Below are 21,843 nucleotides of genomic sequence, written 5' to 3' on the forward strand. Positions count from 1 at the left end.
TCGCCTCTTCTTCTCGCAAATGAATTTTCGTCATCGTGCAGGCTCAGCCGTCACTGGATGACGTAGACAATCTTTCGGGATGTGGCATCGACGATCACGCGGCGGCCATCGACCACGGCGTAACGGTAGGTTTCGTGCTTAGGAATCGGGCGCAGCTCGATGGTCTCGGACAGGCTGTCGCCGACCGATGTTCCCTGGGCGACTGATGTCGTCGGTGACCGCTCCAGCCCGACGGTCAACCTGGCCGACAGGTCAGCCGCCATGGTGCGGACGGCCTCCGGGATGGCGTGCGATGGATTGACCGAGGCCGTCGCGAGCGGATCCGTCGCATTCGGCGCCGTCGTGGGGGTTGCAATGGTCCCCACGGAGAAGACGGCAAAAGCCAGATGGTACGCGGCTCTCATACTCATCCTCTATCACTCGCCGGATTGGACAGAGAACGGAAGGGCCCGCGGGTTTATTCCACCTTTCCTAGAAAAATTCTCAAGTGTCCCGATCCCCGTGAAGCCTGGCCCTTGCGGAGCAACCTCACGGAGCCGTCTCGGCGAGAGCCTTGGCCTCCGCCTCGTCGGCAAGAGGCTCGCCAGCCCCGATCGTCTGGAGATAGGCCGCCGTCGGATCGCCTCCGCCGCTCGGCACGTACGCATCCTGGTTGACGGGAGTTGCCAGGGCGAAGGTCGGCTTCCATTCCCCATCGCGGCACGCGACCGCCTCGGCGGACTCGGCAGGAGCATGCAGCCGAAATTCACGACACAGGGATCCGTCCGCAAGGCGATAGGTCGAGATCACCCGCAGGCGGCCGAACGGCAGGTCCACGTCCCTTCCCGAGCCCGTCTTGTCCAGTTCACGGTGGAGGACGGGGCTTTCCAAGCGGGCCAGCAACCCATGCGCTTCGGGCCTGCTCCGCCAACCGGCAAAGTAGCCCAGCGCAAGCGCGATGGCGGCGACGGACGCGGCCAGAGCCATTTGACGGAACGCCTGGTTCGATCTCAGCCGTTCACTCCATGGCGTCTTGGCGCGCGGTTCCGATGGTGCTCCCGCTGCGGCCTCATAGGCATTGATCTGAGCCGAAACGGCCGACCGCAACTGGGCCGGCACATCGGACATCAGGGCGTCGGCGAGGGCGGATCGGGTCAGGCGACGGCTCTGCTGAAATTCCAAGATCCGTCTGGCCACCACGGGATCCTCCGCCATCGCCTTGGCGATCGCAGCAGCCGTGGGCTCCTCGAGTTCGCCGTCGGCGAAGGCCATCAGGATCTCATCACTGAGGTGCAGCTGGGACATCACGATCGCTCCCCTGTTCCTTTTCGTTTGCATCTAGGCGGCAGCCGTCATCTCCATCAATCGCCTGCGCGCCCGTGCCAGCCGGCTCATGACCGTCCCGATGGGGATCCCCAGGACCTCGGCAGCCTCCCGGTAGCTGAGATCTTCGGCGCAGACCAGGACGAGAACCTCCCTTTGCTCCTGCGGCAAGCTGTCGATGGCACGCTGGACCTGCGACAGGACCAGACGGCTCAGGATCGGCCCCTCTCCCGGATCCCCGATGAGCTGCGTCTGCAGGGATACATCTTCCGTCATGCCTTCAGCCTTCATCCGTCGGAGGTGATCGATCCAGTGGTTGCGGAGAATGCGGAACATCCACGCATCGAACTTGGTCCCCGGCGTCCAGCTGCCTGCATTGGCGAGGGCGCGCTCGCAGGCCCCCTGGACGAGATCATCCGCCAGGGGCTGCGAACGGCAAAGCACAAGCGCAAAGCGCCTGAGCCGGGGCAGAAGCGCCACCAGTTCCTGTCCTATGGCTGCCGGCATTCCTGCTCCGCATAGCCTCTTCGCATCATAACGAAGGAACGAGCCGATTTATTCCCGTCGACGTGAGAGGAGCCCTCGGACCGGATGGGAGACCGACGGCTCTACCTGCGGAACAAGATATCGTCCGCGAGACGAGTTTCCACCTCTCCAAGAGAGAGACCCAAGAAAACGGCACAAGAGAAAACCAAGAGAAAACCAATAAAAAAACCCAAGAAAAAACCCAAGAAAAAGGGCGGCCCATCCGGGCCGCCCATGCTCCACTCGGGACGGAGCGGTCGTTAGAGCATTTTCCGGTGAAGTGGATCCGGTTCACCGTCAGAAAATGCCGCTAGGCCAAAAAGAGAGATGATTCCACGTGAGGGGAAGCAGCCCTAGCGGATGACCTGCACGATCTTGTGGCTGCTCGGCTCGACCAGCACCGGGGTGTTGTTCACCACCGTGTACTTGTAGCCCTTCACCTTGTACTGGGCCGGAACCTCGTAATAGGTCACGCCGGACGCAGGCAGGGTCGCGCCGACACGCACCTCTTCCTTGTAGGTGTAGGACGGCACGCTCTGGGTCGTCACGTACTGGCGGAATTCCGGCTGCTGCTGGTCGGCGATGCCGCCCACGATGGCGCCGGTCACGCCGCCGACAGCCGCACCGACCGGACCTCCGACGATCGCGCCGCCGACCGCGCCCGTGGCCGCGCCGGCAGCAGCGCCGCCCGACTGGGCGAAGGCCGCCGCAGGGACGAGAGAGGCGAGGACAGCACCCGCAAGAAGGATCTTCTTCGACATGATCATACTCCTGAATGAACGTTCGGGCTTCGCACCCGGCAACCGATAACGCGTCATTCGGCAAGTAGTTTCCAAGCAACGTGCAGGATGCGGGATGGCGTTTTCACGTTCATCATGATGAATATCCGTTCATTTTGCCCTTTCGACAGTATACGTCGCACCCCTATTCACCTTCCGTTCATCTCTTCGGCCCTTCGACGCTGCGGGATGGGCGCAAGTCGTCAAACGGGCGACGCGAATTGTCGAACCTTCTTCCGCCCCAGGGCGAAAGGCGGGAGCCTCGCTCCGGCACCAAGACTGGGCCTCGGCGGCCATGGTCGATTGGGCCCGGCATCCAGCGCGCCCGGGATACCCCGCCGGCCATCCGCCCCGCACAGCTTGGCTTTTCGACGGGCCCGGGAGAGGGCCATTGTCCTGACTGCGGTTCGGGATCGGGCGCGTGCACGCTCGTCATCGATTCTGAACGACGGGGGCCGATGCAGGCCCGTGATCGCCTCATCGGCGGCAGACGCTCTTTGCCCGTTCGAGACTCGATGGGGTCGTCGGACGAGCATTCGGAAACCCTATGCACTCCGACCATGATGAGGCACAATGAACGCCCGATGAGGAGTGTGAGTCATGGAAGCGCTGGTGCTGGAGCGCAAGGACGAACTCCACTTGCGCGACTTTGCGCTCGAGGAAACACTGGGTCCTCGGGACGTGCGGATCGCCCTTCGAACGGTCGGCGTCTGTGGCAGCGACGTCCATTACTACACGCACGGAGCCATCGGCCCCTTCGTCGTCAGGGAACCGATGATCCTCGGGCATGAGGCGGCAGGACAGGTGGTCGAGGTCGGGTCGGCCGTGACGGAGCTGAGCCCGGGCGACCGCGTCTGCATGGAGCCCGGCATTCCCGATCCGACGAGCCGCGCGACGCGTCTCGGCAAATACAATCTCGATCCGGCCGTTCGCTTCTGGGCGACCCCGCCGGTGCACGGCGTGCTGCGGCCGACCGTCGTCCACCCTGTCGATTTCACGTTCAAGCTTCCCGACCATGTCTCCTACGCGGAAGGCGCGATGGTCGAGCCTCTGGCCGTCGGGGTCCACGCGGCCACCAAGGTGCAGGTCCAGCCCGGCGACCTCGCCGTCGTCATCGGGGCCGGGCCGATCGGCATGATGACGATCCTGGCCGCCCTGGCTGCCGGCTGCTCCCGCGTCATCGTAAGCGACATCCACGAGCCGAAACTGCACATGGCGCGCAAGCTCGGTCCCGTCGTCCCGGTGAATGTGAGAAGCGAGAACCTGTTGGCCGCCGTCAGGCGCGAGAGCGACGGCTGGGGAGCGGACGTCATCTTCGAATGCTCGGGCTACCCGCCCGCCATGGCGGAGATCTTCGATCTCGTCTGTCCGGGCGGGAAAGTGGCCCTGGTCGGCATTCCGCTCGAGCCGTTCGCCTTCGATGTGAGCAAGGCACAGGTCAAGGAGGTCCGGGTCGAGAGCATCTTCCGCTACGCCCATGTCTACCCGCGGGCAGTGGCGATGATCGCATCGGGACGGATCGACGTGAAGCCTCTGATCACCGACCGCTTCGCCTTCAAGGACAGCGTCGAGGCCTTCGATTTCGCCAAGGCCATGCCGCCTGCCTCCGTGAAGGTGCAGATCGACATGCCTGGCTGAACCGGGTTCAGGCGCTGCCGTCCAGGTAGCGCTGCAGGGTGGCGCGGACGCCGTCGCGCCACAGGCCGGCCAAAGACGCTTCGAAGCGCGATCGGAACTGCGGCGCATCCGCGACATCGCCGAAGATGTCCCGCAGATCGAGGAAGGACGTCGGATCGTCCTTCGCGGCCAAGGCCGCGGCCGTCAGGCGGCCGGCATTGGGATCGTCGAGCGTGAAGGGCTCGCCCGCATCGGTCGTTCCGGCGCAATACCGGCACCAAAGAGCGGATTCGAGCGCCAGACCCGTGACGTCGGCGCCCGCATTCAATCGATCGCGCGTCGAGGGCAGAATGAATTTGGGTTGTCGGTTGGAGCCGTCCTGTGCGAGACGCGGAATCGTGTCTCCCACATCCGGATTGGCGAAGCGCCGGGCGATCAATTCGTAATAGTCGTGGAGATCGACCCCGGGCACCGGCGGCACGCAGGGGATGATCTCGTCCGTCTCAAGCTTGTCGAGGAAGCCGCGCACCAGCGGATCGGCCATGGCGTCATGCACGAAATGGATCCCCAGGAGGCCTGCCGGATAGGCGATCGTGGCATGGCCGCCGTTGAGGATCCGGAGCTTCATGAACTCGAAGGCCGCCACATGCGGCGTGAATGTGACGCCGACCTCCTCCAGGGCCGGACGACCCGTCGGGAAATTGTCTTCCAGCACCCATTGGCGGAACGGCTCGCAGAAGACCGGCCAGTTGTCCTGGATGCCGAAGCGCTCCTTCAGGATGGCCCGCTCCCGATCGGTGGTCGCGGGCGTGATCCGGTCGACCATGCTGCTCGGAAAGGCCACCTGCTCCCGCACGTAGGCGGCCAGGGCCGGGTCGACGAGATCGGCGAGGCCCGCCACCGCATCGCGCGCCACCTGCCCGTTGTGGGGGATGTTGTCGCACGACATCACCGTGAACGGTGCGAGACCCTGGTCGCGGCGGCGCCGGAGCGCGGCCAGGAGAACGCCGAACACCCCTTTCGGCGCATCCATGTGGGCGGCGTCGTGGACGATGTCCGGATGGTTCGGATTGAACGCTCCCGTCGCCGGATCGATGCAGTAGCCGCCTTCCGTGACGGTCAGGGACACGATGCGCAGGGCCGGATCGTCCAGGGCCGTCACGATGGCGCGTCCATCCTCGTTCACGGGCACGAACCCCACCATGGCGCCGCTCACGCGCGCCACGTTGGCGCCCGGCTCGAGCTCCACCACCGTGGTGAGCCAGTCCTGAGGCTCCAGAGCCTGCCGCATGGCCCTGTCGCCGGCGCGGATGCCGGCGCCGACCAGAGCCCAGTCGCGATCCTTCCCGGCATTGAAGAGATCGTCCAGGTAGACCGCCTGATGGGCGCGATGGAAGTTGCCGACGCCGATATGCAGGATGCCGGCCCGAAGATCGTCGCGCGCATATCGCGGCGTGGCGACCCCGGACGGCAGATGGGAAAGATTGGCGAGATTCAAGCGCTGGGTCATGACGGTTGGACCTGATCGGGCACGGGAGCGATGCGGTTTGCGGGAGCGGCCGCCGGGTCACGGACTATGCCGCGATGTCCCGTGATGATGTCAACGGCCTTGTCGGCGATCGCCAGCACGGGCGCATTCGTGTTGCCGCTGGGGATCGCCGGCATGATGGAGGCATCGACGATCCTCAAGCCCGCGATGCCGCGAACCCGCAGATCCGGCGTCACGACGGCATGGGCATCGCCGTCGACGCCCATGCGGCAGGTGCCCACCGGATGATAGTTGGTCTTCACGGTCCTGCGGCAGTGATCGGCAAGGTCCGCATCCGACGCGGTGCCGGGTCCGGGAAAGATCTCGCGGGTGACCATCTCCCGGACAGGGCTCGTCGTGAGGACTTCCCGGGCATAGCGCAATCCGGCGATGGTCAGGCGCAGGTCGTCGGGATGACCGAAGAATTGCGGATCCACCTGCGGCAGTGCCGCGGGATCCGCGGAGGCAAGCCGCACCGAGCCGCGCGCCTTCGGGCGCAGCAGGCAGGGATTCAGGGTCACCCCATGGGTCGGCTCGACTCCCGAGACGTCGCGATCGAGATAGACGGTCGGGACGCAATAGAGCTGGATCGTCGGCCGGTCGCCGCCGTCGGGATCGATGAAGGCGCAGGCTTCCACGCCGGTGGTCGTCACGGCTCCCGACTTGAAGAGCATGTATTGCAGGCCGCTGCTCAGCATCGCGAGGCCGCGATCCTGGCCGAAATAGCCGAACGCCCCTGAGGTCGTGGCCACGATGGGGACCTCATGGTGATCCTGCAGGTTCCGGCCGACGCCGGGCAGGTCGGCGACGACCGGGATCCCATGCCGCGAGAGTTCGCCGGCCGGACCGATGCCCGACAGCATCAGCAGCTTCGGCGTCATGTAGGTGCCGGCCGCGAGGATCACCTCCGTGTCGGCGAAGGCACTCTCCCATCCGGGCGCGCCGGCGAGGTCCACGCCGATCGCGCGCGCCTTTTCCAGTCGAAGGCGGGTGACCGTGGCGTTCGTCAGCACCGTCAGATTGGGATGGGACAGCATGGGCCGCAGGAACGCGTCGACCGCGCTGCACCGGCGGCGCGTGGCCCAGTCGATCGTGTGCTGCATGAACCCGACGCCGTTCTGCCGCGCGCCGTTGAAGTCGGCCGTGAAGGGAACGCCCTTCTCCTGCATGGCCTGCACGAAGGCGCGGCTCATGGCGGAGTGCTGGCCCAGATGGGACACCTTCAACGGGCCGCTCACCCCGTGATAGGGCGCCCCGAGGTGATCGTTGCCCTCCTGGCGGATGAAATGGGGAAGGAGATCCCCGTAGCTCCACCCGGCTCCGCCCAGGGCCCTGTCCCATGCGTCGTAATCGGCGGCCTGTCCCCGGATGTAGACCATGGCGTTGACGGCGCTTCCGCCGCCCAGCACCCTCGCCTGCGGCACGATGGGCGCGCGGCCGCCGAGCTGCTCCTGGGGGAGCACGTGGTGCATGGTGAGATACGTGTCCCGGGCGAGAAACTTCATGTACCCGGCCGGCATGGCCAGGATCGGGCTCACCCGGCGACGTCCCGCCTCCACGAGCAGCACGCGGGCATCGTGCCCGGCCACGAGGCGGCTCGCCGCGACGCAGCCTGCGCTGCCGCCGCCCACGACAATATAATCGAACCGCCTGGAGGCCATGATCCGCCTCTCGCAGGAAGGCGTCAGCTCGCCTTGCGGGTCGGCAGCCGACGCAGATTGGCGAGCGGATGCCTCTGCGCGCGCTCGAGCGCGAGTCCGTCGCCGTCGAACAGGTGGCAGGTCGCCGGGTCGAGCTTGATCGCGATGCGCTCATGCACGGCGGTCGGAATCTCCCCGTCCGCCTGCACGATCAGCATCGTGCCGTCCTCGAGCTGGGTGTAGAGGAACGTTTCGCCGCCGAGGCGCTCCACGACCATCACCTCGCCGGCGATCTCCCCCTCGCCGGCCAGGCGCATGTGCTCCGGGCGCACCCCGAGGGTCACGGCGTCGCCGACCCTCTGGCGCCCGGGCCGGACCGGTACCGACAGGGATGCCCCGCCGGCGATCTGGATGGTGGTCGCCGCTTCCGTCACCGATGTGACCGTCGCGGGCAGGAAGTTCATCTTGGGGCTGCCGATGAAGCCCGCCACGAACAGGTTCCTGGGGTGATGATAGAGCTCCAGCGGCGTGCCGGCCTGCTCGACGATGCCGCCCTGCAGCACCACGATCTTGTCCGCCATCGTCATGGCCTCGACCTGGTCGTGGGTGACGTAGATCATCGTCGCGGCGAGCTCGTCGTGCAGACGGGCCAGCTCGATTCGCATCTGGACGCGCAAGGCCGCATCGAGGTTGGAGAGCGGCTCGTCGAACAGGAACACCTTGGGCTTGCGCACGATGGCCCGGCCGATCGCCACGCGCTGCCGCTGGCCGCCGGACAATTCCTTCGGCTTGCGGTCCAGGAGCTTGTCCAGATGCAGGATGCGCGCGGCCTCCGCCACCTTGGCGCGCCGCTCCTCCTTGGGCACGCCGGCGAGCCGCAGCGAGAACCCCATGTTGTCCGCAACAGACATGTGCGGATAGAGCGCATAGGACTGGAACACCATCGCCAGACCCCGGTCGGATGGCGGCACGTCGTTGACCCTCTGCCCGTCGATCAGAAGATCGCCCTCGGTAATCTCCTCGAGGCCGGCGATCATCCTCAGGAGCGTCGACTTTCCGCATCCCGAGGGTCCGACGAAGACGCAGAACTCGCGGTCGTCGATGGAGAGGTCGACCCCCTTGATGACCTGCACCGCGCCGTAGCTCTTCTCAATGCCTTTCAGGACGATCGTCGACATGCTGCGTTTCCCGTTTACTTGACCGCGCCGAAGGTGAGACCGCGCACGAGCTGGCGCTGGCTCATCCAGCCGAAGACCAGGATCGGCGCGATGGCGATCGTCGACGCGGCGGAGAGCTTGGCCCAGAAAAGGCCCTCAGGCGCCGAGAACGACGCGATGAACGTAGTCAGCGGCGCGGCCTGCGAGGTGGTGAGGTTCAGGCTCCAGAAAGCCTCGTTCCAGCACAGGATGATGGACAGGAGCGCCGTCGATGCGATGCCAGGCAGCGACAGAGGCAGGAGGAGCATCCAGACCTCCTGCTTCGGCTTCGCACCGTCCATGCGCCCGGCCTCGAGGATGTCCTTCGGTACTTCCTTGAAGAAGGTGTAGAGCATCCACACGACGATCGGCAGGTTCATGAGCGTGTAGACGACGATCAGGCCCCAGCGGGTATCGATAGCGCCGGTGTCACGGAAGAGCAGATAGATCGGGATCAGGACGCCGACGGCGGGCATCATCTTGGTCGACAGCATCCAGAGCAGCAGATCCTTCGTGCGCTTTCCCGGGAAGAACGCCATGGCGTAGGCGGCCGGAACGGCGATGAGCGTCGCCAGCAGGGTCGCGCCGACGGAAATGATGATGCTGTTCATGGCGAAATGGATGTAGTCGGCCCGCTCGCGGACGGTGACGTAATTCTCCAGCGTCGGCGTGAAGAAGAGCCTGGGCGGCGTTGCGATCGCCTCCACTTCCGGCTTGAAGCTCGTCAGGATCATCCAGAAGATCGGGAAGAAGATCAGTCCGGCGGCGAGCCATCCGACGAGTGTGAGGATCAGCTTCTCGCGGGTTTTGGGATGCATGGCTCCCCCTCAATCGGCGATGTTCTTCGCGATCGACCGGACCAGGAAGATCGCCACGATATTGGCCAGGATGACGGCGATCACGCCGGCCGCCGAAGCGCCGCCCACGTCGTATTCGCGCAGGGCCCGCAGGTAGATCAGGAAGGCCAGGTTCGTCGAGGCAAGCCCGGGGCCGCCCGATGTCGTGACGTAGATCTCGGCGAAGACCGACAGCAGGAAGATCGTCTCGATCATGATGACGACGCTGATGGCGCGGCCGAGATGGGGCAGGATGATGAAGAAGAACATCGAGAAGGGACCTGCGCCGTCCATGCGCGCGGCCTCCTTCTGCTCGCTGTCGAGGGACTGGATCGCCGTGAGCAGGATCAGAAGGGCGAAGGGCAGCCATTGCCAGGCGACGATGATGATCACGGAGGTCAGCGGGAAGCTGCCGAAGAAGTCGATGGCCGGCAGGCCGAGGGAGCGCGCGAAGAACGCGAAGAGCCCGTTGACCGGGTGCATCAGCATGTTCTTCCAGATCAGGGCGCTCACCGTCGGCATGACGAAGAACGGCGCGATGGCGAGCAGACGGGCAATGCTCCGGCCGTAGAACTCCTGGTCGAACAGCACCGCCAGAAGCGTGCCGAGGCCGACCGTGATCACGAGCACCCAGAAGACGAGAAAGAGCGTGTTGGCCATTGCCGTCCAGAGGGACGGATCGGTGAGCAGGAAGGTGTAGTTCTCGAAACCCGCGAAGCCGCCGACCGACGGGTCGAGAAGGTTGTAGTACTGGAACGAGAACCAGAGCGTCATCACCAGCGGCACGATCATCCAGAGGAAGAGGATGATCACGGACGGGGCGATCAGCGGCAGGGTTCTGACGTTGCGCTGGCTGCGTCTCCCGGCAGGAGCCGTGGCGCCGGGAACGGAGACGGTCGTGGTGGTGCTCGCCATTGCGATCCTCGCGACTGGAGAGCAACCGGCGGATCACGGGCCCGCCGGTTGCATGGCGATCGGCTTACTTGGGATAGCCTGCCTGTTTCATCGTGCGCTCGGTCGAGCGCTGCGCCGTCTCCAGGGCCTGCTCGACGGTCGTCTGGCCGGCCAAGGCGGCCGCGATCTGCTGCCCGACCGCCGTGCCGATGCCCTGGAACTCGGGAATGGCCACATACTGGATGCCGATATAGGGGACCGGATCCTTGGTCGGCTTGGTTAGGTCGGCATTGACGATGGCGTCATAGACGACCTTCGCGAAGGGCGCCGCCTTCTGGTACTCCGGGTTGTCATAAGTGGACTTGCGCGTGCCGGGAGGAGCGGCCACCCAGCCGGACTCGCCGCCCACCAGAGTGATGTACTCCTTGGAGGTCGCCCATTTCACGAAGGACTTGGCGGCATCGACTTTCTTCGAGGAGGCCGGGATGCCGAGCGCCCATGCCCAGAACCAGCCCGATCCGTTGCTCGTAACCTCCACCGGCGCGGCCGTGAAGGCGGTCTTGTCCGCGACCTGACTTTCCTTCGGGTTGTAGATGTAGCCCGCAGCCGACGTGGCATCGACCCACATGGCGCAATGTCCTGTGGCGAACAGGGCGCGGTTCTCGTTATGCCCGTTCGCCGTCGCGCCCGGGGGGCCGTATTCCCGCATGTTCTTGACGTAGTAGTTGATCGCGTTCTTCCACGGCTCGGTCGTCAGCTGGGGTTCCCACTTCTCGTTGAACCAGCGCCCGCCGAAGGCATTCACCATGGGGCCGACGAAGGCCATGTTCTCGCCCCACCCGGGCTTGCCGCGCTGGCAGAACCCGTACTGTTCCTTCGACTTGTCGGTGAGCTTGGCGGCATATTCCGCGATCTGGTCGTAGGTGGGCTTGTCGGGCATCTTGATGCCCGCCTGATCGAACAGATCCTTGCGGTAGAAGGTGAATGAGCTTTCGGCATAGAACGGTACGGCATAAAGCTTGCCGTCGTAGGACAGGCCGTTCATCACCGACGGAATGATATCGGCGTAATCGTAATCGGCGCCGAGATCGTTCAAGGGGACGAGCCAGTTCTGCTTGCCCCAGATCGGCGCCTCGTAGGAACCGATCGTGATGATGTCGAACTGCCCGCCCTTGGTGGCGATGTCGGTGGTCGCACGCTGGCGCAGCACGTTCTCCTCGAGCACCACCCAGTTCAGCTTGTTGCCCGTCGCCTGCTCCCATTTGGGTGACAGGCGCTGCATGATGATCATGTCCGCATTGTTGACCGTTGCGATTGTCAAGGTCTGACCCTGGGCCAGGGCCAGACCCGTGCCCGCAATCCAAACTGCCGCAGACACTAGCGAAAGCTGCCTCAACTGCATTGCATCCTCCCGATGGAAGCTGTTCTGGATTGTTATTCGTTATAAGAATGAATGCTGGCACGGCCAGTAATGGCCGTCAATTACTCATAGCAAGCTTGCGCCTCCCTGGTATACATCAAGTTTTATCATGAAATTTGCTTGGGTGTTTCTATTGTGTGATTTACCTCTTGCGGGGAATTGCCGTGCGGCCCGGCGTGCCTAGATAAAGCCGCCGCCACGCATCCCTTCTCGCCTACCTCCTTTGGGCAGACGGTGAATGGCAATCGACCCCTGTTGCCAGATCGTTTAGTATGCAAACTGGAGCGTAACTTGATGCTGCCGGTGGAAGGCGTTCTTGGTTCGCGGAGGATGCCGGGGCCGTCAGGACTTTCTAGAAGCCAAGCCCCGCCTCGACGTAATCTTGTCTCTCGCCGTCAGCCGCCGACACTCCAAAGATGCACCCGGGTTGGAGGGTCGCCATGAGAGGGCTTCTGCGGGGTCTTTCCATTGCCGTCGTTTGCGCGATGAGCGCTGCTGCAGCTCACGGAGAGATTCTGATCGGCATGGCGGGCGCGCTGACGGGCCCCAACGCCTATCAGGGAGAGCAGCAGCAGCAGGGCGTCGAGATGGCGATCGCCGACATCAACGCCGCGGGCGGCCTTCTCGGCCAGCCGATCACGCTCATCTCCGTCGACGATGCATGCGACAGCGCTCAGGCGATCGCCGCCGCGCAACGCCTTGTTGCCGCCAGGGTGTCGTTTGTCGTCGGGCATCAGTGCTCGGGCGCGTCCATCCCGGCCGCCGCGATCTATGCGCGGGCCGGCATCGTCCAGATGACACCCGCCTCGACCAATCCGCGCCTCACCGAAGAGGGGAGAACCAATACCTTCCGGATCTGCGGGCGCGACGATCAGCAGGGGGCCATCGCCGGCGACTTCCTGGCCGCGCGATGGAAAGACGCCAGGATCGCCATCGTCCATGACGACTCCGTCTACGGCAAGGGCCTCGCCGAAGAGACGAGCCGCCAGCTCCACAAGCATGGCGTCACGGAGACCATGTTCGAGACCCTCGTGCCCGGGCAGAACGATTATTCTGCGCTGATCGCAAAACTGCGGGCCGCCGGGATCGAGGTCGCCTATTTCGGCGGCTATTACCGTGAAGCCGCCCTGCTCATCCGGGGTGCGCGCGAGGACGGCTACCCCTTGCAGCTGGTGTCCGGGGACGGGATCGCGAGCGAAGCCTTCGTGCAGGTCACGGGAGAAGCCGGCACGGGCACCCTCTTCACGTCCTTCCGGGACCCGCGGCGCAGCCCCGTGGCCGCACCCGTGGTCGAGCGCTTCCGCCGGCAGGGCTTCGAACCTGAAGGCTACACGCTCTACAGTTACGGCGCCGTTCAGGCCTGGGCCCAGGCGGTCATGAGGGCTGGATCCACGGAAACCAAGAGCGTCATCGATGCCCTGCGCGGCAACGAGTTCGACACGATTCTCGGCCGGGTCGGATTCGACGACAAGGGCGATGTCCGGCAGCCCGGCTTCGAATGGTTCATCTGGCGGAGCGACCGGTATGTTCCCCTGGAGTAAGGGAGGGGCGATGCGCTTACCATCATGCCTGTCTGGCTGAGCGTCCGCTGGCGCCTTCTTCTGGCGTTTCTCGGAATCAGCGCCTTCGCATTGCTGGCGGCCGCGGCGGGCACCTACGCGTTCCGCCAGATGGCCTATGTGATCGAGCGCATCACGGAGCAGCGCGTGCCCGCGGCCATCACGGCCCTCGATCTGTCGCGGCAGGCTGAACGCATCGTCGCGGCCGCCCCCACTCTGCTGAGCGCGCGCTCACAGGTGCAGTATCGGGAGATTTCGGCCTCGATCACGGCCGAGGTCGACCGTCTGGAGGCTCTGCTCGCCCAGATCAAGAGCGATGTCGACCCCGCGACGGGAATCTCCCTCGAGCCGGCCGTGGAGCGGCTCCGTCGCAACCTCACGGCGCTCGCCGGCCTCGTCGCCGGCCGGATTGTCGTCTCGACGCACAAGGACGCGCTCCTGCGGCGCCTGTCGAACGCCACGGTGGCGGCGCAGCGCCTCGTCGCCCCGGCTCTCGTGGTCCTAGATTCCAAGTTCGCCGCCTCACGGCGCGAACAACCGACACAAGGAGCCCCTCTGCCTCCCGCGGTGGTCATTCAGGAGATCGCCGATGACCTGCTGATGCAGAAGGCGCAGCTCGAATTCGCCGCGATCGGCGATGGCCTGCTCAAGGCCTCCCTGACGGACAACGCGGCCGACATCGCGGTTCTCGGCTTCCCCTTGAACCGCTCGCTCTCGGCCCTGCGTCAGATCTCCGCCGACCTGACGGATCCGCGGCTTCGCGGCCGCTTCGACCAGCGCATCGCCGACTTCGCCAAGCTCGTCGAGGGACCGGACAGCCTTCTGTCGGCGCGAAGGACCGAGCTCGGCCTGATCGAGGATGCCGAGCGCCTGCTGCAGGAAAATGCCGGCCTGTCGTCTCAGCTCACACAGGCCGTCGACGGTCTCGTCACCGCGGCCCGGCAGGATATCCAGGCGGCCAGCCGGGAGGCGATGACGGCGCAGCGCGTCGCCAACAACGTCCTGCGCGGCGTGGTCGCCTTGAGCCTGATCAGCTCGCTTCTCATCGTCTGGCTCTACGTCGACCGCAACCTCGTCGCGCGCCTGCGCAACCTGAGCGAGAGCATGCTGGCGATCGCCGGCGGCAACCTGCGGGCTCCCCTGCCGGCCGACAGCGGCGACGAGATCGGACAGATGGCCAGGGCACTCGCCGTCTTCCGCGACACGGCGATCGAGGTCGAGGAGAAGAACCTGCGCGAGGTCGCCAACGCCCGGCAGCGTCTGATCGACGCCATCGAGAGCATCAACGAGGGTTTTGCGCTCTACGATGCCGATGACCGCCTCGTCCTGTGCAACAGCCGCTATCAGGAGCTTCTCTACCCGGCGACGAACGTCCCCATGACGCCCGGCACATCGTTCGAGACCGTGATCCGGCGTGCCGCGGAGCTCGGACTGATCAAGGAGGCGAGAGGACGGATCGACCCCTGGGTGGTCGAGCGACTGGCCCGCCACCGCAATCCGGTCGTGGCCGAAGTGCAGCACCGCGAGGGCGACCGCTGGATCCAGGTGAGCGAGCGCAGGATCGCCGGCGGCGGAACCGTCGCGGTCTATACGGATATCACCGAAGTCAAGCGCCACGCGACGCAGCTCGAACTGGCCCGCGACCAGGCCATGGCGGCGACCAGGGCCAAGAGCCAGTTCCTCACCAATATGAGCCATGAGCTGAGAACGCCGCTCAACGCCATCATCGGGATCACCGAGATGCTGAAGGAGGATGCGGAGGAGGCGGGCGAGACGGCCATGATCGAGCCGCTGGACCGGATTCACCACGCCGGCGCGCATCTTCTGGCTCTCATCAACGAGATTCTCGATCTGGCCAAGATCGAGGCCGGCAAGCTCGAGCTCCATATGGAGGAGGTCGAGCTCGGCTGCCTGTTGGAGGACGCGGTGCGAACGGCCGAGACCCTTGCGGTGAAGAACGAGAACCGTCTCGTCACCGAGATTGCGGCGGGTCTCGGCAGCATCCATGCCGATCCCGTTCGGATCCGCCAGATCGTGCTCAACCTTCTGAGCAATGCCTGCAAGTTCACCAGGAGCGGAACCGTCACCCTCCGTGCCGGGCGCGAGACCGCTCCAGGCGGGGACCGGGTGGTTCTGTCCGTTCACGATACCGGAATCGGCCTGACGGAGGCGCAATGCGCCAACCTCTTCCAGGAATTCACCCAAGCCGACAGTTCGATCACCCGGAAGTACGGAGGAACCGGGCTGGGTCTTGCCATCAGTCGCCGGCTCTGCCGGATCATGGGAGGGGATATCACCGTTCGAAGCTCCCCAGGGAGCGGAAGCACCTTCACGGTCACGTTGCCGGCGGGACGAAGCCCGCCGGGCATGCGCAGCCTGCGCTCCGACATGAAACGTCTGCCGATCGGCACCCACCCGATCGGACGCGGGCAGCGCGCGCTGGTCATCGACGACGAGGACACGTCGCGCGGCATCCTCAGGCAGCTCCTGACTCGCGAGGGTTTCGAGGTCATGACGGCCGAAAGCGGTCCTCAGGGGATCGCGATCGCCCGGGACTTCCGGCCCTCGGTCATCACCCTTGACGTGCTGATGGCGGACCCCGATGGCTGGAGCACCCTTCAAGAGTTGAAGCGGGATGTCGCCTTGAGGGACATCCCGGTCATCATGGTCACCATCGTGGATGAAGAGAACCGTGGGTACGCCCTCGGCGCCGCCGCCTATCTGACGAAGCCGGTCAACCGGGAGTGCCTCCTGAAGGCGCTTGCGTCCTGCCGTCCCGAACATGCGAACCCGCGTGTCCTGGTGATCGAGGACGACACCCAGACCCGCGGCTGGCTGACGCGCATCCTCCGGGAGGACGGATGGGAGACGGCCGAGGCGGAGAATGGAAGGGTGGGCCTGGATCGGCTTGCCCTGGTCGATCCGGATATCGTCCTCCTCGACCTGATGATGCCCGAGATGGACGGGTTCGAATTCGTCGACGAGGTTCGCCGAGACGAGAAGACCCGCCATCTCCCTTTGATCGTGTTGACGGCCGCGGACCTCAGCGACGATGATCACCGCCGCCTCAGCGGCGGCATCCGCAAGATCCTGCGCAAGCGGCTCGGCGGAAAGGATGAGGTGCTGTCCAGCCTGCGGGAGGTCATCGCCGATTGCATGCGGCCCGGACGCGCCGGACCTCGGGAGCGAGCATGATCCGGATTCTGTATGTCGAGGACAACGAGGACAACGTGTACATGCTGTCACAGCGCCTGAAGCGGCATGGCTTCCAGGTTCTCGTTGCCCGCGATGGCGAGCAGGGCGTCGAGATGGCCCGCCGGGAGAAGCCCGATCTCATCCTGATGGATCTCGGCCTCCCGACCCTGGACGGCTGGAGCGCCGCCCGTCTGTTGAAGGCAGCACCCGACACCCGGCGAATTCCGATCGTCGCACTCTCCGCGCATACGATGCCGGGAGACAGGGAACGGGCCCTGGAGGCAGGCTGCGACGAATACGACGCGAAGCCGGTCGCTTTCGAGAGGCTCCTGGCGAAGATCGACAGGCTTCTGCAGGATCGGACGACACCATGATCTATGCCGGCGTTCGTATCCTGGTCGTGGATGACAATGAGGACAACCGGTATACCCTGATGCGCCGGCTGCACCGGGAAGGCTGGACCGACGTGATCACCGCCGAGAACGGGCGCGAAGCCCTCGGCAGGGTCGCCGAGGAACGCTTCGATCTCATTCTCCTCGATATCATGATGCCCGAGCTGAACGGTTACGAGGTTCTGAAGCACCTGAAATCGCATTCCGCGACCCGCGATATTCCTGTGCTGATGATCTCGGCCCTGTCCGAGTTCGAGAGCGTCGTCCGCTGCATCGAACTCGGAGCGGAGGATTACCTGCCCAAGCCCTTCAATCCGGCGCTCCTGCGGGCCAGGGTCGGCGCGTGCCTGGAGAAAAAGAGGCTGCACGATCAGGAATTGAGCTACCTCAAGGAGATCGAGCGGCAGCGGTCCCGAGCGGAAGCGCTTCTCCATGCCATCCTGCCGGCTCAGGCCGTGGAGGAGCTCGAAAGCGTTCAGAGCGTCACGCCGCGGCGGCACGAGAACGTCGTCGTGCTCTTCGCGGATGTGGTCGGCTTCACGGCTTATTGCGACCTCCTCGCTCCCGAGGAGATCGTCGCCAACCTCCACGTCTTCGCCACTGCCTTCGAGGACAATGCCGCGGAACACGGCCTCGAGAAGATCAAGACGGTCGGCGACGGACTTCTCGCCACCGCCGGCCTTCTCCTGTCCAACCCGGACCCGGTGATGTCCAGCATCGCATGCGCGGCCTCGACGATCGCGTCAGCATCCCGTCTGCCGATCCCATGGGACGTGCGGGTGGGCATCCATGTCGGCCCCGTGGTGGCCGGCGTCGTGGGCCGCCAGAAGTTCAGCTTCGATATCTGGGGCGACACGGTCAACGTCGCGGCCCGCCTCGCGGCCTACGGCACGAGCGCCAGCATCAATATCAGCGCGGCCGCATGGGAACAGGTGAAGACCCGGATCGACGCCTTCCCCCTGGGCCCGGTCCCGATCAAAGGCAAGGGCGACCTGGAAGCCTATCGAATCATCACCTCCCCGTAGGGAGGACGAGCGACACGGCGTTAGAGCCTCGGACGTGAAAAGTGGACACCACTTTTGGGATTCATCCGAGGCTCCCTCTCTTGACCGGCGCATCGGATGAGGCGGACCCAGCGGGCCGCGCCAGCGAAAACCGGGTCCACTTTTCGCTGACGCGGCCCGCTGGGTCCGTCCGATGCGCTAGATACGCAGTATCAGATATGCAGTTCCTGCCCGAGCGCCTTGAGAGCCGCCTCCTGGAAGGCCTCGCCCTGCGTCGGGTGCGCATGGATCGTACCGGCGACGTCTTCGAGGCGCCCCCCCATCTCGAGCGCGAGACCGAAAGCGGCCGCCAGTTCGGAGACGCCGTGGCCGACGGCCTGAATGCCGAGGACCAGATGATTGTCCACGCGGGCAACGACCCGCACGAAGCCGTCCTCGCCCATCTTGGTCATGGCCCGGCCATTGGCCGAGAACGGGAACTGACCGATCGTGACCTCGACGCCCGTTCGACGCGCCTCCTCCGGCGACAGGCCGACGGTCACGATCTCGGGGTCGGTGAAGCAGACCGCAGGAATGCCGCGCTTGTCCCAGACGCGCTTATGGCCGGCGATGATCTCGGCCACCATCTCGCCCTGGGCCATGGCGCGATGAGCCAGCATCGGCTCCCCGGTCACGTCCCCGATGGCATAGATCCCGCGCATGGATGTCTGGCACCGCTCGTCGATGCGGATGAAGGGCCCATCCATGTCGAGGACGAGTTCGTCCAGCCCCCAGCCCTGCGTCACCGGCCGCCGCCCCACCGTGACGAGAATTTTGTCGGCGGCAAGTGACGCCTCGGATCCGTCCTCCGCCTCGACCAGCAGGGTGCTGCCGGCCTTGGCCAAGCCTTTGGCCTTGGCTCCGGTCATCACGTCGATTCCCAGGGCCTGCAGCCTCTTGGACACGGGACGCGTCAGCTCGGCGTCGTATTGCGGCAGGATGCGGCCTTGAGCCTCGACGACCGTGACCTTCGCTCCCATCTTGGCGAAGGCGGTGCCGAGTTCCAGGCCGATATAGCCGCCCCCGACCACGACGAGGCGCTCCGGAACCGAAGTCAGCGCCAGCGCCTCCGTGGAGGAGATCACGGCCCCTCCGAACGGCAGGTTCGGCAAGGCGACGGGCGCCGACCCGGTTGCGATCACGACGGTCTCGGCGCGGACGATCTGGCGGCCCGTCTCCGTCTCCACCTCGACCGTCTTGCCGTCGCGGAAGCGGGCCCGGCCCTGGACGATCTTCACCTTCGCCTTCTTGAGCAGGCCCGACACCCCGCTGTTGAGCCGCCCGACGATGCCGTCCTTCCAGGCAATCGTCTGCGCGAGGTCGAGCTCGGGCTTCGTCGCTCTGATCCCGAGAGAATTGCGACCATTCGCGAGATGGACGATCCTGTCGTACTCCTCCGCCGCATGGATGAGCGCCTTCGAGGGAATGCAGCCGACGTTCAGACAGGTTCCGCCGGGCTTGCCCGCGTCGACGATGACCGTGTCGATCCCCAGCTGACCGGCCCGGATGGCGCAGACATAGCCGCCGGGTCCGGCTCCGATGACCAGGAGCTTGCAGGAAATGTCCTTCATCGGTCTCAGGTCTCCACGAAGATCATGGCGGGCGTCTCCAGAAGCGCCTTGATGCGCTGCACGAAAACGGCCGCATCCCAGCCGTCGATGATTCGGTGATCGAAGCTGGAGGACAGGTTCATCATCTTGCGGGGAATGAACGTGGAACCGTCCCAGACCGGCCGCACGACCATCTTGTTGACTCCCACGATCGCGACCTCCGGATAATTGATCACCGGCGTCGTGACGATGCCGCCCATGGCGCCGAGCGACGTGATGGTGATCGTCGATCCGCTCAGCTCCTCGCGGCTCGCGAGGCCCGACTTCGCCGCCTCGGCCAAACGGTTCAGCTCGGCGGCGCAGTCCCAGAGATCACGTGCCTCCGTGTGCTTTACCACGGGCACCATGAGGCCGGAGCCTGTCTGCGTCGCGATGCCGATATGCACGCCGCCATGCTGGTGGACGATTCCCGCGTCGTCGTCGTAGACCGCATTCAGATGCGGCTGTTCGGCGATCGCCTTGACCATCGCGCGCATCAGGAAAGGAAGCAGGGTCAGCTTCGGCCGATCGGACCGCCGGTTCGCGTTGAGCGAAGACCGCAGATCCTCGAGCGCCGTGACGTCGACCTCTTCCACATAGGTGATGTGCGGGATGCGCGATTTCGCGAGCGCCATCTTCTCGGCGATCTTGCGCCGCAGCCCGATGACCTTGATGTGCTCGACGGCGGTGTTTTGCACGAGCCCCGGCGCCTTGGAGACTTGCCGGCCATGGGTCAGGAAGGCATCGAGATCCTCATGGGTGATCCGGCCTGCGGGACCGGAACCGGGAACCTGCCGGAGATCGGCGCCGGCCTCGCGTGCTCTCAGCCTGACGGCCGGCGACGCGATCGGCCTCTCGCCCTCTGCGCGCATCGCGGGCGCGCGATGCATCCTCACCGGCGGAGCCGGCGGCCTCTCCACCGTCTGAGGCGGCGTGCTGCGGGCCTGCCGTTCGACGATGGCATCCGGAACCCGGACGGCACCATCCGCCTGGGCTTCGATCTCGCCGGTTCGTGCGGGCGCCTCGGCGGCCTTCTCCGGCGGGCTGTTCTCGGACGACGCGCTCTCCTCCCCTTCGACCTTCAGGCGGATCAGAGGGGAACCGATGGCCACCACGTCGCCGATCTCGGCCCCGAGCCACAGCACCTCGCCATCGACCGGGGAGGGAATCTCCACCGTGGCCTTGTCGGTCATCACGGCCGCCAGCACGGCATCCTCGCGGACGAGGTCGCCGACCTTGACGTGCCACTCGACGAGCTCGGCCTCGGCGATCCCTTCGCCGACATCGGGCATTTTGATCAGGTGCTCGCCCATGTCAGGCCTCCATCGTCTCGACGAGGGCGCGTCCGACACGGGCCGGCCCCGGGAAGTAATCCCATTCCTGAGCATGGGGATAAGGCGTGTCCCACCCGGTGACCCGGGCGACGGGCGCTTCCAGATGGAAGAAGCAGGCCTCCTGCACGAGGGCCGCCAGCTCTGCCCCGAAGCCGGACGTCAGGGTGGCCTCGTGGACGACCACGCAGCGGCCCGTCTTCCGGACGGATGCGGCGATCGTTTCCATGTCGAGCGGGATCAGCGTCCGCAGGTCGATGATTTCCGCATCGATCCCAGCCTCGGCGGCCGCGGCCTGCGCCACATAGACCATCGTTCCATAGGCCAGCACGGTGACGGCGGCGCCGTCCCGCACGATGGAAGCCTTGCCGAGCGGCAGGCTGAAATGGCCGTTCGGGACTTCGCTCAGATCGTGCTTCGACCATGGCGTCACCGGCCGGTCGTGGTGACCGTCGAAGGGGCCGTTGTAGAGACGTTTCGGCTCCAGGAAGATTACCGGGTCCGGGTCCTCGATGGCCGCGATCAGAAGACCCTTGGCGTCATAGGGATTGGATGGCACCACCGTCTTCAGCCCCGCCACGTGGGTGAACAGGGCCTCGGGGCTCTGGCTGTGGGTCTGCCCGCCGAAAATACCGCCGCCGGTCGGCATGCGGATCACCAGGGGACAGGTGAACTCGCCGTTCGAGCGGTAGCGCAGCCGCGCCGCCTCGGACACGATCTGGTCATAGGCGGGATACATGTAATCGGCGAACTGGATCTCGATGCAGGGATGCAGTCCATAGGTCGCCATTCCGATCGCCGTCCCGACGATGCCGGCCTCGCTGATCGGCGCATCGAAGCAGCGCGTCTTGCCGTATTTCTGCTGGAGCCCGGCCGTGCAGCGGAAGACGCCGCCGAAATAGCCCACATCCTCGCCGAAGACGACCACGCGCTCGTCGCGCGCCATCATCACGTCCATCGCGTCACGGATGGCTTCGATCATCGTCATGCGCGCCAT

18 protein-coding genes are annotated in these 21,843 nt (G+C 65.3%); 5 read left to right on the plus strand and 13 right to left on the minus strand.

The features are described 5' to 3' along the window. Nucleotides 1–50 precede the first annotated feature (50 nt). The 4 genes from OCW50_RS10505 to OCW50_RS10520 form a co-directional block, all read right to left on the minus strand. Nucleotides 51–404 carry a DUF1236 domain-containing protein gene (locus OCW50_RS10505; protein WP_262267928.1) on the minus strand — a complete coding sequence of 118 codons (354 nt, stop codon included), beginning with the start codon at nt 402–404 and terminating at the stop codon, nt 51–53. Nucleotides 405–528: 124 nt separating this feature from the next. Beyond that, nucleotides 529–1,284, minus strand: a complete 756-nt coding sequence (locus OCW50_RS10510; protein ID WP_262297462.1) for a hypothetical protein — start codon at nt 1,282–1,284, stop codon at nt 529–531. Nucleotides 1,285–1,317: 33 nt separating this feature from the next. Next, entirely contained in the window at nt 1,318–1,809 is a 492-nt protein-coding gene (locus OCW50_RS10515; RefSeq protein WP_262297463.1) for an RNA polymerase sigma factor, read from the minus strand. Between the two features lie 371 nt (nt 1,810–2,180). Next, a complete protein-coding gene (locus OCW50_RS10520; RefSeq protein WP_262267931.1) occupies nt 2,181–2,588 on the minus strand; it encodes a DUF1236 domain-containing protein in 408 nt (135 codons plus the stop codon). Nucleotides 2,589–3,206: 618 nt separating this feature from the next. On the opposite strand from OCW50_RS10520, the gene OCW50_RS10525 reads away from it, so the two are divergent. Beyond that, the gene (locus OCW50_RS10525; protein WP_262297464.1) at nt 3,207–4,244 is read left to right on the plus strand and encodes an NAD(P)-dependent alcohol dehydrogenase; all 1,038 of its coding nucleotides are present in this window, start codon (nt 3,207–3,209) and stop codon (nt 4,242–4,244) included. Nucleotides 4,245–4,251: 7 nt separating this feature from the next. Here the strand turns inward: OCW50_RS10525 and OCW50_RS10530 are convergent, their stop codons facing one another. The 6 genes from OCW50_RS10530 to OCW50_RS10555 form a co-directional block, all read right to left on the minus strand. Next, complete coding sequence (locus OCW50_RS10530) at nt 4,252–5,733, minus strand: mannitol dehydrogenase family protein (RefSeq protein WP_262297465.1); 1,482 nt, start codon at nt 5,731–5,733, stop codon at nt 4,252–4,254. After that, the gene (locus tag OCW50_RS10535) at nt 5,730–7,412 is read right to left on the minus strand and encodes a GMC family oxidoreductase (protein ID WP_262297466.1); all 1,683 of its coding nucleotides are present in this window, start codon (nt 7,410–7,412) and stop codon (nt 5,730–5,732) included. Before OCW50_RS10535 ends, OCW50_RS10530 begins: the two co-directional genes overlap by 4 nt. A gap of 23 nt (nt 7,413–7,435) precedes the next feature. Next, nucleotides 7,436–8,569 (minus strand): ABC transporter ATP-binding protein, encoded by a 1,134-nt coding sequence (locus OCW50_RS10540; protein WP_262297467.1) that lies wholly within the window; start codon nt 8,567–8,569, stop codon nt 7,436–7,438. Nucleotides 8,570–8,583: 14 nt separating this feature from the next. After that, nucleotides 8,584–9,405 (minus strand): carbohydrate ABC transporter permease, encoded by an 822-nt coding sequence (locus OCW50_RS10545; RefSeq protein WP_262267936.1) that lies wholly within the window; start codon nt 9,403–9,405, stop codon nt 8,584–8,586. A gap of 9 nt (nt 9,406–9,414) precedes the next feature. After that, the gene (locus OCW50_RS10550; RefSeq protein WP_262267937.1) at nt 9,415–10,338 is read right to left on the minus strand and encodes a carbohydrate ABC transporter permease; all 924 of its coding nucleotides are present in this window, start codon (nt 10,336–10,338) and stop codon (nt 9,415–9,417) included. 64 nt (nt 10,339–10,402) lie between these two features. Next, complete coding sequence (locus OCW50_RS10555; RefSeq protein WP_262267938.1) at nt 10,403–11,719, minus strand: ABC transporter substrate-binding protein; 1,317 nt, start codon at nt 11,717–11,719, stop codon at nt 10,403–10,405. Nucleotides 11,720–12,177: 458 nt separating this feature from the next. On the opposite strand from OCW50_RS10555, the gene OCW50_RS10560 reads away from it, so the two are divergent. From OCW50_RS10560 to OCW50_RS10575, 4 genes are read left to right on the plus strand one after another with little or no spacing between them, the layout of a single operon-like run. Beyond that, on the plus strand, nt 12,178–13,278 hold the full coding sequence (locus OCW50_RS10560) for a branched-chain amino acid ABC transporter substrate-binding protein (RefSeq protein WP_262297468.1): 1,101 nt from the start codon (nt 12,178–12,180) through the stop codon (nt 13,276–13,278). A gap of 24 nt (nt 13,279–13,302) precedes the next feature. Beyond that, a complete protein-coding gene (locus tag OCW50_RS10565; protein ID WP_262297469.1) occupies nt 13,303–16,491 on the plus strand; it encodes a response regulator in 3,189 nt (1,062 codons plus the stop codon). Further along, nucleotides 16,488–16,865 carry a response regulator gene (locus tag OCW50_RS10570; protein WP_262297470.1) on the plus strand — a complete coding sequence of 126 codons (378 nt, stop codon included), beginning with the start codon at nt 16,488–16,490 and terminating at the stop codon, nt 16,863–16,865. The genes OCW50_RS10565 and OCW50_RS10570 overlap by 4 nt, the downstream gene beginning before the upstream one ends. Further along, entirely contained in the window at nt 16,862–17,908 is a 1,047-nt protein-coding gene (locus OCW50_RS10575) for an adenylate/guanylate cyclase domain-containing protein (protein ID WP_262267942.1), read from the plus strand. The genes OCW50_RS10570 and OCW50_RS10575 overlap by 4 nt, the downstream gene beginning before the upstream one ends. A 191-nt stretch (nt 17,909–18,099) precedes the next feature. Here the strand turns inward: OCW50_RS10575 and lpdA are convergent, their stop codons facing one another. Genes lpdA through OCW50_RS10590 form a run of 3 tightly spaced genes read right to left on the minus strand, consistent with a single transcriptional unit; the run spans nt 18,100 to nt 21,843 of the window. Continuing rightward, nucleotides 18,100–19,497, minus strand: a complete 1,398-nt coding sequence (gene lpdA, locus OCW50_RS10580) for a dihydrolipoyl dehydrogenase (RefSeq protein WP_262297471.1) — start codon at nt 19,495–19,497, stop codon at nt 18,100–18,102. Between the two features lie 5 nt (nt 19,498–19,502). Then, nucleotides 19,503–20,828: a dihydrolipoamide acetyltransferase family protein gene (locus OCW50_RS10585; RefSeq protein ID WP_262267944.1), complete on the minus strand. Its 1,326-nt coding sequence runs from the start codon at nt 20,826–20,828 to the stop codon at nt 19,503–19,505. 1 nt (nt 20,829) lies between these two features. Next, the gene (locus OCW50_RS10590; protein WP_262267945.1) at nt 20,830–21,843 is read right to left on the minus strand and encodes an alpha-ketoacid dehydrogenase subunit beta; all 1,014 of its coding nucleotides are present in this window, start codon (nt 21,841–21,843) and stop codon (nt 20,830–20,832) included.

Origin of the sequence: Microvirga sesbaniae (assembly GCF_025460805.1) — a bacterium.
In the GTDB taxonomy this organism is placed as follows: Bacteria; Pseudomonadota; Alphaproteobacteria; order Rhizobiales; family Beijerinckiaceae; genus Microvirga; species Microvirga sesbaniae.

Excerpts from the sequence above, each read along its gene's own strand:
- lpdA (WP_262297471.1), bottom strand. The coding sequence starts at position 19,497 with ATGAAGGACATTTCCTGCAAGCTCCTGGTCATCGGAGCCGGACCCGGC.
- OCW50_RS10575 (WP_262267942.1), top strand. The coding sequence starts at position 16,862 with ATGATCTATGCCGGCGTTCGTATCCTGGTCGTGGATGACAATGAGGAC.
- OCW50_RS10520 (WP_262267931.1), bottom strand. The coding sequence starts at position 2,588 with ATGTCGAAGAAGATCCTTCTTGCGGGTGCTGTCCTCGCCTCTCTCGTC.
- OCW50_RS10555 (WP_262267938.1), bottom strand. The coding sequence starts at position 11,719 with ATGCAGTTGAGGCAGCTTTCGCTAGTGTCTGCGGCAGTTTGGATTGCG.
- OCW50_RS10565 (WP_262297469.1), top strand. The coding sequence starts at position 13,303 with ATGCCTGTCTGGCTGAGCGTCCGCTGGCGCCTTCTTCTGGCGTTTCTC.
- OCW50_RS10560 (WP_262297468.1), top strand. The coding sequence starts at position 12,178 with ATGAGAGGGCTTCTGCGGGGTCTTTCCATTGCCGTCGTTTGCGCGATG.
- OCW50_RS10585 (WP_262267944.1), bottom strand. The coding sequence starts at position 20,828 with ATGGGCGAGCACCTGATCAAAATGCCCGATGTCGGCGAAGGGATCGCC.
- OCW50_RS10505 (WP_262267928.1), bottom strand. The coding sequence starts at position 404 with ATGAGAGCCGCGTACCATCTGGCTTTTGCCGTCTTCTCCGTGGGGACC.
- OCW50_RS10530 (WP_262297465.1), bottom strand. The coding sequence starts at position 5,733 with ATGACCCAGCGCTTGAATCTCGCCAATCTTTCCCATCTGCCGTCCGGG.
- OCW50_RS10515 (WP_262297463.1), bottom strand. The coding sequence starts at position 1,809 with ATGCCGGCAGCCATAGGACAGGAACTGGTGGCGCTTCTGCCCCGGCTC.
- OCW50_RS10525 (WP_262297464.1), top strand. The coding sequence starts at position 3,207 with ATGGAAGCGCTGGTGCTGGAGCGCAAGGACGAACTCCACTTGCGCGAC.
- OCW50_RS10590 (WP_262267945.1), bottom strand. The coding sequence starts at position 21,843 with ATGGCGCGCATGACGATGATCGAAGCCATCCGTGACGCGATGGACGTG.
- OCW50_RS10545 (WP_262267936.1), bottom strand. The coding sequence starts at position 9,405 with ATGCATCCCAAAACCCGCGAGAAGCTGATCCTCACACTCGTCGGATGG.
- OCW50_RS10570 (WP_262297470.1), top strand. The coding sequence starts at position 16,488 with ATGATCCGGATTCTGTATGTCGAGGACAACGAGGACAACGTGTACATG.
- OCW50_RS10540 (WP_262297467.1), bottom strand. The coding sequence starts at position 8,569 with ATGTCGACGATCGTCCTGAAAGGCATTGAGAAGAGCTACGGCGCGGTG.
- OCW50_RS10535 (WP_262297466.1), bottom strand. The coding sequence starts at position 7,412 with ATGGCCTCCAGGCGGTTCGATTATATTGTCGTGGGCGGCGGCAGCGCA.
- OCW50_RS10510 (WP_262297462.1), bottom strand. The coding sequence starts at position 1,284 with ATGTCCCAGCTGCACCTCAGTGATGAGATCCTGATGGCCTTCGCCGAC.
- OCW50_RS10550 (WP_262267937.1), bottom strand. The coding sequence starts at position 10,338 with ATGGCGAGCACCACCACGACCGTCTCCGTTCCCGGCGCCACGGCTCCT.